Annotated in this window: 21 protein-coding genes; 4 read left to right on the top strand and 17 right to left on the bottom strand. The window is 40.7% G+C overall.

Translation table 11 applies throughout. The annotated features are described in order from the left end of the window. Positions 1-181: 181 nt before the first annotated feature. Entirely contained in the window at positions 182-1,462 is a 1,281-nt protein-coding gene (locus GW12_RS02960) for an integrase arm-type DNA-binding domain-containing protein (RefSeq protein WP_034583190.1), read from the top strand. On the opposite strand, the gene GW12_RS02955 is transcribed toward GW12_RS02960, so the two are convergent. The 17 genes from GW12_RS02955 to GW12_RS02875 form a co-directional block, all read right to left on the bottom strand. After that, positions 1,459-1,641 carry a hypothetical protein gene (locus tag GW12_RS02955; RefSeq protein ID WP_034583188.1) on the bottom strand — a complete coding sequence of 61 codons (183 nt, stop codon included), beginning with the start codon at positions 1,639-1,641 and terminating at the stop codon, positions 1,459-1,461. The genes GW12_RS02960 and GW12_RS02955 overlap by 4 nt on opposite strands. Continuing rightward, positions 1,638-1,901, bottom strand: a complete 264-nt coding sequence (locus tag GW12_RS02950; protein ID WP_034583186.1) for a hypothetical protein — start codon at positions 1,899-1,901, stop codon at positions 1,638-1,640. Before GW12_RS02950 ends, GW12_RS02955 begins: the two co-directional genes overlap by 4 nt. Beyond that, positions 1,898-2,263, bottom strand: a complete 366-nt coding sequence (locus tag GW12_RS15830; protein WP_052127873.1) for a hypothetical protein — start codon at positions 2,261-2,263, stop codon at positions 1,898-1,900. The genes GW12_RS02950 and GW12_RS15830 overlap by 4 nt, the downstream gene beginning before the upstream one ends. 2 nt (positions 2,264-2,265) lie before the next feature. Then, positions 2,266-2,475: an AlpA family transcriptional regulator gene (locus tag GW12_RS15565; protein ID WP_152598517.1), complete on the bottom strand. Its 210-nt coding sequence runs from the start codon at positions 2,473-2,475 to the stop codon at positions 2,266-2,268. Beyond that, on the bottom strand, positions 2,472-2,792 hold the full coding sequence (locus GW12_RS15940; RefSeq protein WP_152598516.1) for a hypothetical protein: 321 nt from the start codon (positions 2,790-2,792) through the stop codon (positions 2,472-2,474). The genes GW12_RS15565 and GW12_RS15940 overlap by 4 nt, the downstream gene beginning before the upstream one ends. Further along, a complete protein-coding gene (locus GW12_RS02930; RefSeq protein WP_034583184.1) occupies positions 2,792-3,055 on the bottom strand; it encodes a hypothetical protein in 264 nt (87 codons plus the stop codon). Before GW12_RS02930 ends, GW12_RS15940 begins: the two co-directional genes overlap by 1 nt. Then, entirely contained in the window at positions 3,055-3,294 is a 240-nt protein-coding gene (locus tag GW12_RS02925; RefSeq protein WP_034583183.1) for a hypothetical protein, read from the bottom strand. The genes GW12_RS02930 and GW12_RS02925 overlap by 1 nt, the downstream gene beginning before the upstream one ends. Continuing rightward, positions 3,291-4,694, bottom strand: coding sequence for a hypothetical protein (locus tag GW12_RS15170; RefSeq protein ID WP_052127872.1), 1,404 nt, complete (start codon positions 4,692-4,694; stop codon positions 3,291-3,293). The genes GW12_RS02925 and GW12_RS15170 overlap by 4 nt, the downstream gene beginning before the upstream one ends. After that, entirely contained in the window at positions 4,691-5,371 is a 681-nt protein-coding gene (locus GW12_RS02915; RefSeq protein ID WP_034583181.1) for a putative quorum-sensing-regulated virulence factor, read from the bottom strand. Before GW12_RS02915 ends, GW12_RS15170 begins: the two co-directional genes overlap by 4 nt. Then, on the bottom strand, positions 5,368-6,489 hold the full coding sequence (locus GW12_RS02910; protein WP_034583179.1) for an ATP-binding protein: 1,122 nt from the start codon (positions 6,487-6,489) through the stop codon (positions 5,368-5,370). The genes GW12_RS02915 and GW12_RS02910 overlap by 4 nt, the downstream gene beginning before the upstream one ends. A gap of 1 nt (position 6,490) precedes the next feature. Next, positions 6,491-6,895 (bottom strand): hypothetical protein, encoded by a 405-nt coding sequence (locus GW12_RS02905; RefSeq protein ID WP_034583177.1) that lies wholly within the window; start codon positions 6,893-6,895, stop codon positions 6,491-6,493. A gap of 2 nt (positions 6,896-6,897) precedes the next feature. Then, a complete protein-coding gene (locus tag GW12_RS02900) occupies positions 6,898-7,329 on the bottom strand; it encodes a hypothetical protein (RefSeq protein WP_034583175.1) in 432 nt (143 codons plus the stop codon). Between the two features lie 343 nt (positions 7,330-7,672). Continuing rightward, positions 7,673-7,906, bottom strand: coding sequence for a hypothetical protein (locus GW12_RS15755; protein ID WP_034583173.1), 234 nt, complete (start codon positions 7,904-7,906; stop codon positions 7,673-7,675). A 129-nt stretch (positions 7,907-8,035) separates the two neighbouring features. Then, complete coding sequence (locus tag GW12_RS02890) at positions 8,036-8,392, bottom strand: NADH-ubiquinone oxidoreductase subunit 6 (protein WP_034583171.1); 357 nt, start codon at positions 8,390-8,392, stop codon at positions 8,036-8,038. A gap of 133 nt (positions 8,393-8,525) precedes the next feature. Then, complete coding sequence (locus tag GW12_RS02885) at positions 8,526-9,257, bottom strand: hypothetical protein (RefSeq protein WP_034583170.1); 732 nt, start codon at positions 9,255-9,257, stop codon at positions 8,526-8,528. Beyond that, positions 9,254-9,739 carry a hypothetical protein gene (locus GW12_RS02880; RefSeq protein ID WP_034583168.1) on the bottom strand — a complete coding sequence of 162 codons (486 nt, stop codon included), beginning with the start codon at positions 9,737-9,739 and terminating at the stop codon, positions 9,254-9,256. The genes GW12_RS02885 and GW12_RS02880 overlap by 4 nt, the downstream gene beginning before the upstream one ends. 113 nt (positions 9,740-9,852) lie before the next feature. Next, positions 9,853-10,572 carry a LexA family transcriptional regulator gene (locus tag GW12_RS02875; RefSeq protein WP_034583166.1) on the bottom strand — a complete coding sequence of 240 codons (720 nt, stop codon included), beginning with the start codon at positions 10,570-10,572 and terminating at the stop codon, positions 9,853-9,855. Between the two features lie 115 nt (positions 10,573-10,687). Here GW12_RS02875 and GW12_RS02870 point away from each other — a divergent pair, with 115 nt between their 5' ends. From GW12_RS02870 to GW12_RS02860, 3 genes are all read left to right on the top strand, one after another. Beyond that, positions 10,688-10,942, top strand: coding sequence for a YdaS family helix-turn-helix protein (locus GW12_RS02870; RefSeq protein WP_034583164.1), 255 nt, complete (start codon positions 10,688-10,690; stop codon positions 10,940-10,942). A 56-nt stretch (positions 10,943-10,998) separates the two neighbouring features. Next, the gene (locus tag GW12_RS02865; RefSeq protein WP_034583163.1) at positions 10,999-11,490 is read left to right on the top strand and encodes a phage regulatory CII family protein; all 492 of its coding nucleotides are present in this window, start codon (positions 10,999-11,001) and stop codon (positions 11,488-11,490) included. Between the two features lie 46 nt (positions 11,491-11,536). Beyond that, a partial coding sequence (locus GW12_RS02860; protein WP_034583161.1) for a replication protein occupies positions 11,537-12,000 on the top strand: 464 nt, incomplete at its 3' end.

The following is a 12,000-nucleotide window of genomic DNA, read 5'->3' as shown; positions in this document are numbered from 1 at the left end:
CGCTGAGCGCACCAAATTCTATATTCATTCCTGTTAAAACCTGTCAAAACCTAAAGTAAATAATAGACTTTGCTAAAATAACCTGTATAAAGTTGTATAAAGATATTTAAAGTTGTAACGCATCGATGCATTACAGGTTGCGTTACAGATTAAATTTGTACTCTAGGTTGTAACGCAAAAAATGCCAAAACAAGTAATTTCGCTTACAGATTCAAAAATCAAAGCTTTTCTCCGTGAAGTAAAATCTAACAATCCCAATGGCTTAAAAACAGACATTCGGTTGTCAGATGGTGCGGGTTTGAATCTTCTAATCCGTAAAAACGGATCAATTATCTGGCGTTTTGATTACACTCGACCTGTTACTAAAAAAAGAAATACGATGTCGATTGGCTCTTATCCTGAAATCTCACTGGCTAAGGCCAGAGAATATCGGGACCAGTTCAGGGCGTTACTGGCAGAAGGTAAAGACCCGCAAGCAGAAAAGCAGGGCATTGAAGAAAAAGAACGACTCAAACAGCAAGCTACTTTTAAGTCCGTGGCTGAACTATATAAAAGCAAGCAAAGACTGGCAGAAGCTACTGTCATTCGTAATGAACGTATCTTTGAAAAACTTTATCGAGATTTAGGCAACATGCCTATTTCCGAGATTAAGCCACGTGATTTAGCCAAAGTAATTGAGAAAGATGAAAACAAAGGCTATATCGAGTCGGCTATGCGTATCCGCTCCAAAGCATCACAGGTATTTCGTTTCGCTGTAAAAATGGGTTTGTGTGAAAGGGATATTGCTCAAGACTTGGCGGGTACGATTACCCAACGAGAGAAAAAACACTATTCAGCCTTAACAGATCCGTTTGACTTTGCTCGACTGCTATTTGATATAGATAGCTATGAATCTCAGCTTGTGCATGTGAAATTTGCTTTACAACTAGCACCACTGGTATTTGTCCGCATTGGTGAGCTACGTTCTGCCAAGTGGAGTGACATTGATTTTGAAAATGCCACCTGGTGCTATACACCTTCTAAGACCGCATCAAAAACCGGGCTGGACCACATTGTACCTTTATCCAAGCAGGCGATAGCTATATTAAAAGAAGCCTATAATTTCACTAATAATTCAGATTATGTTTTCCCTTCACGATCAGACAAGCATCGGCCTATATCAGATATGTCTATAAACATGGCGCTTCGTCGCATGGGATATTCTAAAGAAGATATGACAGGTCACGGATTCCGAGCGATTGCTCGCACCTTGCTTGATGAAGTACTGGAATTTCCGCTTGATATTATTGAACAGCAGCTTGCTCACCAAGTCCGAGACATGCATGGCAGGGCATATAATCGGACGAAACACTTAGATAAAAGAAGGAAGATGATGCAGCGTTGGGCTGACTATTGCGATGAATTAAAAGCTCAATTTGCAGCGTCGAAAAATATTAATTTTAAAGAAAAAAAGCCGCATTAGAGCGGCTTATATTTATGGTTGCTTTTTACATAGCCTACAGGAAGCCATGTCATGAACCTATCATTCCAGACTGCAAGGCTTCTATCATCGCCTATTAATAGATAGTCAAAACCCTTATTGTCATCGGCGTAATGAGTCGCCCCCTCCGGCGCATTCTTCCTGATTTCTTCTAAAGTCATTCTAAGCACACCTTTTCCGGCTTACATTTACAAGACTCAACAAGAACAGAGCCTTTTACTGCATTCAGAAAATCATCAATCTTCTTCTGCTGCTCCTGGAAGGCGTACCATGCGCCATTAATAAAACCAATATATTCAGGAACAACAAAGTCAGAGATCGGCTCATACTTATTTAAATCAACATTGTATGCAAACAAATGAATTATTAATTCAATGTGTGGCAACTTCTTAAATTTCAACCTTAATTCTTCTAAAGTCATGCGGATGGCTCCTGTGCGTAGATCATAGCTTCAATATCAATATTGGCATCACCCAATAGAGATAAAATTCTGTTGTCATAAGCACAACCATCACATTCATACAAAGCATCAATTGTTTTATTTAGGTTTTGCAGTTTCTCCTTCGGCACCACTACAAACCCTTCCGGCACCGCCTGAGCTTTGGCTGCTTGCCAAGCAGACCAGCCCCAATTGATATTGTCGATAAAACGTGACGACAAGTAATTTGAGTGAAAAGCATTCACTTCAGGTTTATAAACAATGTCATCAAATTCATCTTTAGTAATTGCTCCTTGATCGAGCAACATTCTTAAATAAGCATCTTTTTCTTTCTGAATATCCATACTCACCCAGCCAATGCTGTTTTCTTGTTAAAATGTGCGTAAATCGTAGACTTCCACCAGTGCTTGTATCCGCTTTTACTCACAAAATCAGGTTCTGGAAACTCTTTGTCATCCACCATCTTGATGATTGATGCACGTGTAAACCCTGTGATTTTGCAGACTTCGCTAGTCTTGAGAAGGCGGTCTTCTTCTCCGAAGGTTTCTTTAGTCACGGCACTTCCTCCAAACTTTTCACCACACTTTCCGGCAGTTCATGCTTTGCGATGTAGCTGGAAAGCATGTGGTAGATGACATCAGCATTTGAGTCATTAATTTCTAAAATGATGCCAGTGCCATTACGAACACGCTGCCAAGTTGAAACTGTTAAACCTTTAACCACATTGGAATGAAGGTGATGCGACTCAGTAGCAATGTTGTATAAAGCGCATGTCTGACCTGCATCAAGTTTCAAATTAAAAGGCTTATCCTTGAATAACTGTTCAATGATCTCGTTAGCCACCGCCACGTTTGTTGCTTGGATTTCGTTCATTAGGCAACCTCATCCCAATCAAAGTCTTCACCGAGCTGTTCACTGTTATCTGTATCAACCAAAATCACAGAGATAACTTCCCAATCAGGCGCAACACCTTGGATTTTTTGGATCAGTTCAATTAACTCAACTTCTTCACTGTTGGTAATTGTACGAATTTGACTTGCTGTACCAAGCTTTGCTAATTCCTCACCGAAAGCCTCAATAGCTTGTTCATTAGTTAAACTTTTACGAATGCGGACTTGCCATTTTTTATTTTCCATCACGCCACCTTCTTCATCTCAACACTAATCAAGTGTTCTTCAAATTCTTTACCAAGCTCGTAAGCTGCTTGATTTCCGCCTAGATCGTCAGTCACCAACACATGATGGAGACGTTTCTTAATAAGACGATCCGTTGTATTTGCCGTGAAGCCTTTACCCACTGGTTTGACGTAATACCCCAATTTCTCAAACCAGATTCGAAAGGCTGCGGCGTTTTTAGGTTTGACTACTTTTTTCATGCGGCACCATTACTCACTATTGGTGGATTCAATTCAAAGCGACGTTTTTCTATAAGTTCCATCAATCTAGGTTGAATCACCGGATCACATGCAGACACATCGATTTCTAAAGCATCCAGCTCGGTCAGATCTGCAGCGCGTTCGATACGTACTGCCAGTGAAGGCTTTTCATTAGCATCGTTCAGTTGCACCAGACGTTTATGAATTGCATCTAGTAGTGGTTTGCGCTGTTCTTCAGTCCATGTTTTGGTGTATCGAACCAGAGTATTTGCCTCAGCTGGTGTATTAGCTTTGCTGGCACGATCTAACAGGTTAGTAAGTAAATTTTGGTATTCCTCGTCTGCATTGGTTTTGTTTTCCACAAGCTTTTCAGCTTCTTCCTGCAGTCGTTTAAGTTCAGCAATACTTAAATTGCCGGTTGATGATTCTGTTTGAGTTACACCAGATTTCTTGTTGTCAAAGAAGGATTCACGTTTTGCAGCGATACGATTAGACAGATCCTGGTAAGTAGCATCAGCAAGTTTGTTTTTATTACTTTCAAGGTTGCGTTCAAGACCTTTCAATTCGTAATCAGAATGGCACTTATCAATTGATTCAATAAATTTGGCAATTGCCGGATCGACCTCAACTTCTTCTGGTTGCTCTTCCACCTTAGGCGCATATTGCTCAGGATCCAGTTCAAGCAGTTTGTCTTCAGTCAGTTTGCATAGGTGCTGGTGATGTTCACGCTCAAGAACCTGGTGTGACATAAACACAGGGCGTAATTCCAAAACAGAATCCACTGAAGTACATGCATTAATTTGTGCAGTGAACTCGGCAATGACTGCATCGCGTTCTTGAGCCGCATCAACAGTTTCAGGTGCAGCTAAAACAAACGCATCCTGAACAATTACATCATCAGCAATAGTATTTTCAGTGTCAGCTTGAACTCTTGCCTGGTCTGTATCATCTTTAGTCTTTTTGGCTTTAGTCGAGCGTTTCTTTTCAGGCTTGAAAGAACCCTCCACTGTCAGAGGGTAGTCAATAGCTCGCCCGAGAAGTTTTCCAATAGCTTGAAGCTGCAATTCAGCATTTTCCTTATCTGCTTGTACAAAACCATAACGCACACATTCAACAAGCTTCATAGATAATGATGTGAATTCAGTATGTACAATCCAGCTCGGGTAAACCACGAAAATTTCCTGACCTTCGACCACGTCTTCGCGAGTTAAAGGTTTAGTAAACGTAATTCCTCCCAATTCCATTGTTAGAGGTTTAAGTCTTAGCTTTAGCTCACCAGATAGAACTTCTCCAACAGTCAATGCAACAGCTTCTTCCCAGATTCCAGAAAAATTCTGAAACTCAACATCATCACCATTAGCCAAAGCAACAAGCGCTTCTTTACCAGTTAAAATTTTCATGCGACAGCCTCCAATGCTTTACGTAAATAAGGATCAATTTCAGTGGTCAGCATCCATTGGATGTAGTCTTTAGGCAGTTCTTTTAGTGCCGTACCTTTATGTTTTCCAAATGGCATCATCGACGGCGTGCGTACTTGCTCGGACAGGATATAAAGCGAGTTCATATCCTTGATGCCGAGCTTGATGCAGATGTTTTTCAGAATGATGTAGGTGAACCAAATGTCATACTTGGCACTGTGAGCATTACGCAGGTAATCACGTGCCTTGATTTTGTCTGAGCTCACAAAGTAGAACAGGGCGCTCAGCGTATGGGTTTCCAGTTCAGGCCATGTGAAACGAGCTAGAGCCAGTGTGCAGATTGACTTTTCAGGCACATCGGTACGGCATTTGCGAATCGCTTCAATGTCGTAATTAATGTTATGACCAATCAGACAATCCACATCTTCAGGCAACTGGAAAGTGTCATAGCACGGTTTGCCTTGCAGATCAGATTCCAGGATGTGATGTGTTGCCATTGCGCCGTATGAGATTGGCTCAGGGCATGAGTAGAACTGATCAATAACCAAATCACTTTTAAAGAACAAGTGGCCTTGGTCAAAGATGACAGGCGCATAAGCGATTTCAATAGGGAAACCATTGATCGTATTGGTTTCCGTGTCCAAAATTATTGCTTTCATGCTTTTATAATTTCCTTCGCTAATTGGTCAATGTCTTTTTTTACGCCGTCTAATTGCTTTACTTCGATTTGACTAAGTGCATCTAAACCCAGGTGCTCACACACGGTTTTTGCATCCAGACCACGTTCATCGATAAATTCCTGAAGTGCTGCCAGCTGTTCATCATCAAGGCCAAAGAACTCAGCAGGATCGACCCATGACTTGCGCTCTTTGTCGAATGTGCAGCCCATATCAGCAGCGCGTTTCAGCAATGCAACGCGCATGTTTTTGTAATACTGGTGCTCGCTATCGATAGACTCAGTAAGCTGATTCAGGTCACTTGCATACTGAGCTTCAGCACAGCTTTGCACCCAGTTATCCAGATCCTCTTGAGCTTTGATTGCTGCTATCTGCTCAGGTGTCATTGTGTTGATGTGGTCCTTCGCCTGTTTGATCACATCAGCCAGGAAAGTAGGATTCGTTTTTAAATCAGGAACCCATACTTCACCGGTTTCGCCACCCAAGCCACCGGCATTTTTGGCATGATGAGTAGGGCATGGCTTGAAGCTGATCACACGCGCATTCTTACCTTCACCAGTGGTCACAGTGGTCAGGTATCCCATGATGTCTGCAATGCGGTACAGTTCATTTCGATTCTTACCACCCAGATCTGGACGGTAAATTACCTGGTCACCATTCTGATCTTCAGAGGCATGGGCAATGAAAACCACGTCTTTACCAGATGCAATCAAGGTATTCACGTACTGCTTAAAGATGTTGTTTGCCAGACCTTGAGCTTTCAGTTTTAGTGAGCCATCTTTTTGCTTGTTGGTCGCACTCATCATCAGATGAGTTTTGATGCTTTCCAGCATTGCCCCCACGGTATCGATCACCACAGTGTTGTAAGGTGCCAAGTCTTGTGGAGTCAGATTGGCAACATCAGACCATTGTTTAACCTGAACCACTGCACCACGGCGTAGTTCACCAGTACGATGGGCACCTTTGTCAAAGTCGAAGCTGATAGCTTTATCAGCAGTGAAACCCATCGATGTTTTACCTAGACCAGGATCGGCATAGATGTAGGTGATAATTGCTGAAACCTGTAAAGGCTGGTCAGCTGGAATAACTTGTAGTGCCATATCAACGACCTCCTTTAGGACCGTGTTTACGTGCCCAGTCTTTATATTCTTTGGTTTGGTAGAAACCGCTTTTCGACAATTCAGAGCGGAATTGAGCACGTCGAGCACTGGCTACACGTTTCTGGTCTGCCACACGTGGAGCGCGTGCAATGTTTAACGCATTGACCAGCCAAGGATTTTGTTTAGCCAGTGGAATCAGCGTCCAGCGGCCGTCGTGCACTCGATAAACTTCAAAGCCAGCAATGTTGCCTTCAGTGTGAGTTTCTGGACCATTACGACGTTTAAGCAGGTACATTTTTGGATATTCAATACCTACTCGATAGCGTTCGCATGCACAGGTCACAAAATCACTATCCGTATGCTTGAAGGCATCAATGAACTGGGAAAACTTTTGTTGAGTGTTCATAGTCAGACAGCCTCCACCAGTTTGTTCTTTTCAATGAAACCAGCGAGCAACAAGTTGATGTTGCGGTGATCGTTGTAGTCAGTGAAGTCTTTGTACAGTTCACCTTTGGTGTTAGTGATCTGGTCGACGGTCAAACAGGTGATTTCAACAGCTGTGAAATCTGAACCTGGTACGCCGTAGCTGTCTTTATGCGCTTCAAAGTCAAAGCTGACCTGGATACGAAAACCGTCATATTTGATGACAGCGATGCCAGTTGTGTCAGAAGTGATTTGAAGAGACTGCACGCCAGTTTCAGCTGGTTGAAAGTGAACCTGGTATTGAGGAGCAGTGGGTTTAGATTCATATGCTAGGGCACCGATAGAAAATGCACCGATAGCACTCAGAATTGAGACTCCTAGAATATTCGGGTTGAATCGAGAAGATTTTGTGTTCATAATTGATTTCACTCACAGGTTGGTTGTGGGTCATGCCCCGGGTAGTTACTGCTACGCTGGGGTTTCTTTTTGTCTGTGAGTTAAATTTAGTATTTACTAAATAATAAGTCAATAGTATTTGCTAAATATATTTAGTGAAAAATAAGTTTTTACTAATTTTTATGCTTTAATAGGCAAAAGAAAACCCATCACAGGGATGGGTTGTTTGGAGCTTTTGAGATGATTGGTATTACAAGCATGGGTGAGCTAATTTCAATAAAAATGGGTCAAAGGCCTAAGGGATTTCTTGTTGGCATTCTTATTACTGATCCAGAACATTTGACAGAAGAAAACCTAACAAAGATTAAACTACGTTTTCACGGATCAAACGGTCAATTAAATCAACATCGCTGCCTAAGTGCTTTAAATATAAGTCAGGACCAGATTGATCACCAGAATGATGAATCACCATTACAACTTCAAAAATTTGACCCTTTAAATTTATCCACTCACCAATTCTGGGTAAAGTTTCGAATTCGTGAGCATAGAAAGGCTCTTGGACGCCTTTTGCAATATTTATCAAAGAAACTTCAATCATAGTTTTATCCTTTATATTTTAGTTGAGACCAATGTTGGCACAAAGTCTTAAGTTTATAATATCAGGGAAAATATGCATTTATTAAAAAAGAAAACCCACCATAAGGTGGGTCGATTTGATAGGAATAAATTACTGCTTCTTGAATTCAGTAATGCTGATTGGCTTACCTGGTACTAATTCAACTACACCGTCTCCAGCTTTAAAGTGAATTGATACACCTTGGTCATTAGCTAGACGTACACCTGATGCTGCAATAGTTTGCTTTAAGTGATGAACTTTACCTGAGTTGTCTACTAATTCTGCAGTTTCAAAGTTGTCAGAAGATTTAAGCTCGAGCGTAAGATCCATTGGTCCAGTGAAGTAAATCACTTGAGTATTAGCAGGGGTATTATTAGTCGTCTTATCTTGTACAACATCATTTTGAGGTGTTGATGTGCAGCCTGTAAGTGCTAGTCCAAGTAATATTGCGCCAAGTAAGTATTTCATTAAACAAACCTTTTGAAGTGAATATATCCAAATTTATACTATTCGTTCAAAACTGACATTTGAAGGGTGGATTACATTTACCTACATAAAAGAAAACCCACCGCTTGGGTGGGTTGGAATTAGGGATGGAGTATTAAGATAAAAGAGCTCGAGTCGAAAGTAGAGTACTGGCTGGCATGATACTAGCAACACTAGCTAAAATCTCACTTTCCTTTTTAAAAGCTTCTTTATTTTCCCGATCTTCTAGCACAATTTGAATTTTTGCTTCTTCATTTAAGTTAGTTACATCAATAATCTTCCTTAATAAAATACCTGTTTTTTCTGCTTTAGGTTTTGCATAATCAACAAATTTATTACCAGCTTGAAAATTAAAATGATGTTCAGTACCTGAATGCCCCATCACTTTTGGTTTTAAAATTAAATTATCTCCGAATTTAAGAAATAAAAAATCATATATTGCATCAAGCATTTCTCTTAATTCTTGATGGTTTGTGGTTTTTGGTGAATAAGTAGTTAAATGAGATAGTACATCTAAATAACGGCCTATAGCTAAATCAACATCTTCTGGGTGAGTTTCTAGGACTAGACCTTGATTATCAAATTGCACATTATTATTTAATCTTTTAACTAACCGTTGCATTGTTTTTTCTGCATTCTCTGGGTTTGGTAAAGATTGTGCAAAGTAATTAAAATTAAGCCCAAAATCCTCTATTTTTATTAAACCGCTTGGTTTCTGGCTAATAAAATAAATAGATGGTCGACCACCAGTAAAAATATGAGGAGTGCTTACACACAAAGTATCCTCAGTAGCCCAATAAGATTGATTGCCATGTTTATTAAAAATGGAAGTTAGCAAATTATTCATAAGTCTAGCTCTCCATTGAATGGGGGAATATGATTCCCGAATATTTGTAAATTAGTTCTGGTATTGAAATCATTGAGCCAATTGAACCAGTTCCAACCAGGCGATGTTTCTCTAGCCTCACATGTTACATTTAATGCTACATAATGAGGACCATAACAAGTTAACCCTTCCTCTACATGGCTACGTTCTTCGATAGGTTGAACTTCAAGCTGCGCTGCAATATTTTGGTGGTTTTTATGGTTGAGAATCAAAGCAAATGAGTGATATTCATAATGAACTGCTCTAGTACTTAAGAATAAAAGAGAGCCACCCTGAATGGTTTCACCATCTTCATTATATACAAGATTAGTTCTCCATATATTTTTATTTGTCACCGTTGGGTGCTGTGCCATTTCAACACCTTCATATACAAATTTTTTTTGTTCCAAGAATTCTTTTAGTCTTTGATCCGGAACATTAAAAGTTCTGCTTAATTTTTGCAAAACAATACCCCTTAAAACTTCTAAAATCTTCTTTTGAGCTTACGATCTACAGTAAATTAGCCCCACCTACTTCACCCTCCAACTTGCAGGTTAAGAGACCCTCTATAGCCCCCCTAAATCTTCCTATACAACCCAACGACTTTCCCCACCAGACGGCAGTCTTCAGATAGCCTAATAATCTGTTCAGGCCAGTCGGGGTTAAGTGGCTGCAGATATTTGTTACCACCTTCAATGATCAGCTTTTTAAAAGTCGCTTCTGAATCACCTGCACAAGAAACAATAACCAGATCGTCTGTCTGCAAATCAAAAGTTTGAATATCCGGGTTCACATATATCCTGTCTTCCGGCTCAAATTTCGGAAACATGGATAAGCCTTTAACCACCAAAGCATAGCCCCTAGGACCACAGTCTTTATTTGGTGGCAGCCATTCTTCAAACTCGGTTCCCTCTGGTACGCAATCAATTCCAGTCCAGGCACCAGCTTGAACCCAGGAGATAACAGGCACAGGTCGTCCTTCCAAGCTTATTTTTTGAGATAAATCGATGTTGTTATCAAGTGTGGGAGAGGTAGAGGTATTTGAGTCTGATTGAGTTTTGCTTTCATCTAATAATTCTTCTCTATCAAGAAAGCCTGGTTCCCATCCTACCTTTTTCTCGAGATTACGAGCTGCGCGTTCACCAAAACTCCCATGACCTTTCACAAGTTGAGATATGTGGCTTGGGTTTAGATCGTAATGCTCACAAAACGCAGCATCCGAAGAAAACCCTTCAGATTTTAGTTTGGCATCAATAGCCTGGCGCAGATTGGCGCGTCTTAAAGAAATTATATCCATTTCAATATTTCATATAGTTTTTAGTAAAAAGTAAATTCGTAAATACTAAATATTCGTTGACTTGTTGAGTGATGGAAATTAGTATTTACTAAATAATCTAAATAGGAGATTGAAAATGTCTTCTGCTCAAACAGTCGACTTAAAAAACTATCTAAGTCAACTAGCCCCAAATGAAAGAAAGGCATTTGCAAAACGTTGTAAGACCTCGCTTGGTTACTTGAATCAAATCATGTATGGCAACAGCAAATGTAGCGCTTCACTTGCAATCAAAATTGATAAAGAAAGCGGAGGGCAGGTTAAGTGCGATTCGCTGTGTCCAGAGGCAGATTTTGAATACATCCGAAATCAGGCCTTATCTCTATCTGCTTAAACCCATTATCAGCCAGCAACTATTTGAAATAAACGTGAATAAAAACAGGAATTCACATGGATATATCGAAGGAAACTAAAACCGCCTTGCACAAGATGATCCACCTTTCCCAGGGGATTACACCAAAGGAAATTGCGGATGTTCTAGGCGTATCACACAAGACGGCGCTGAACTATGCCAATCCAAATATGGACCAGCATCTACCAAGCCTTAAAGCATTCGAAGTCATGCTGACCTATACGCAGAATCCTGCAGTTTTAAAGGTATGGGCGCACCAATTGGGTTTGATGCTGATCCCAGTAGCAGATGCTGAAGGTAAAGGGCATGAACTAACTGTGCTTGAGTCATTGCTGGGTATGAACATCAGTAATGGTGAAGCAAACAAGCAGGTCCTGAATGCTTTAGAGGATGGGGTGGTGACTCCAGCTGAAATGGATGAAACAGATCGAATTCTGGAAGAGATCGAGCACAATATCCAGTCATTGCGTAAAGCCATGAAAGGCCAGTGCGCCAAATATTTATCAGCTTTGCAAATGGAAAAAGCCTGACAGGCAAGGTCAGGCTTTAGAGAGTCCATAACTTAGGGGTATGAACATGAAATCAAATTTAGCACATGAACAACTGAAACCTCAAGGGCAAGTAGTTCATTTTCCAAAGAATGAGCGCAAAGCTATGTCGAATAAAGAAGAGCGCTACACCAAGATGCCTAATTTCTTGATTGATGGCCAACTCATGGCCCTATTAAGCGATAAGGCGTTTAAGTGCTTAATGTTTATTATGCGCCAAACCTTGGGGTTTGATCGTGCATCACACCAAATTGCTATTACCCAATTTCAGAAATACTGTGGGATTAAAAAACGCGACACAGTGATGACCTGTATACGTGATCTGGAAGAACTTGGTCTGATCAAGGTTGAGAGAAAAACAGGTTATTTGAACGAGTATTTTTTCACCCCTGACCAGTACCGTGAAACGGGACTAGTACCATTAAAAGGTAGTACCATCAAACGGGACGGGGGTAGTACCATCAAACGGGACGGGGGTAGTACCATCAAACG

The organism is Acinetobacter sp. HR7 (genome assembly GCF_000773685.1).
GTDB lineage: Bacteria > Pseudomonadota > Gammaproteobacteria > Pseudomonadales > Moraxellaceae > Acinetobacter > Acinetobacter thermotolerans.
Note: the sequence above shows the minus strand (reverse complement) of the source record. Positions and strands in the feature narration are given on the sequence as shown.

Coding starts and splice junctions, on each gene's coding strand:
- GW12_RS02905 (WP_034583177.1), bottom strand. CDS start 6,895: ATGAACACTCAACAAAAGTTTTCCCAGTTCATTGATGCCTTCAAGCAT.
- GW12_RS02890 (WP_034583171.1), bottom strand. CDS start 8,392: ATGAAATACTTACTTGGCGCAATATTACTTGGACTAGCACTTACAGGC.
- GW12_RS02875 (WP_034583166.1), bottom strand. CDS start 10,572: ATGGATATAATTTCTTTAAGACGCGCCAATCTGCGCCAGGCTATTGAT.
- GW12_RS02930 (WP_034583184.1), bottom strand. CDS start 3,055: ATGGAAAATAAAAAATGGCAAGTCCGCATTCGTAAAAGTTTAACTAAT.
- GW12_RS02910 (WP_034583179.1), bottom strand. CDS start 6,489: ATGGCACTACAAGTTATTCCAGCTGACCAGCCTTTACAGGTTTCAGCA.
- GW12_RS02955 (WP_034583188.1), bottom strand. CDS start 1,641: ATGACTTTAGAAGAAATCAGGAAGAATGCGCCGGAGGGGGCGACTCAT.
- GW12_RS02885 (WP_034583170.1), bottom strand. CDS start 9,257: ATGAATAATTTGCTAACTTCCATTTTTAATAAACATGGCAATCAATCT.
- GW12_RS15940 (WP_152598516.1), bottom strand. CDS start 2,792: ATGAACGAAATCCAAGCAACAAACGTGGCGGTGGCTAACGAGATCATT.
- GW12_RS02925 (WP_034583183.1), bottom strand. CDS start 3,294: ATGAAAAAAGTAGTCAAACCTAAAAACGCCGCAGCCTTTCGAATCTGG.
- GW12_RS15170 (WP_052127872.1), bottom strand. CDS start 4,694: ATGAAAATTTTAACTGGTAAAGAAGCGCTTGTTGCTTTGGCTAATGGT.
- GW12_RS02900 (WP_034583175.1), bottom strand. CDS start 7,329: ATGAACACAAAATCTTCTCGATTCAACCCGAATATTCTAGGAGTCTCA.
- GW12_RS02960 (WP_034583190.1), top strand. CDS start 182: ATGCCAAAACAAGTAATTTCGCTTACAGATTCAAAAATCAAAGCTTTT.
- GW12_RS02870 (WP_034583164.1), top strand. CDS start 10,688: ATGTCTTCTGCTCAAACAGTCGACTTAAAAAACTATCTAAGTCAACTA.
- GW12_RS02915 (WP_034583181.1), bottom strand. CDS start 5,371: ATGAAAGCAATAATTTTGGACACGGAAACCAATACGATCAATGGTTTC.
- GW12_RS02950 (WP_034583186.1), bottom strand. CDS start 1,901: ATGACTTTAGAAGAATTAAGGTTGAAATTTAAGAAGTTGCCACACATT.
- GW12_RS15755 (WP_034583173.1), bottom strand. CDS start 7,906: ATGATTGAAGTTTCTTTGATAAATATTGCAAAAGGCGTCCAAGAGCCT.
- GW12_RS15830 (WP_052127873.1), bottom strand. CDS start 2,263: ATGGATATTCAGAAAGAAAAAGATGCTTATTTAAGAATGTTGCTCGAT.
- GW12_RS02865 (WP_034583163.1), top strand. CDS start 10,999: ATGGATATATCGAAGGAAACTAAAACCGCCTTGCACAAGATGATCCAC.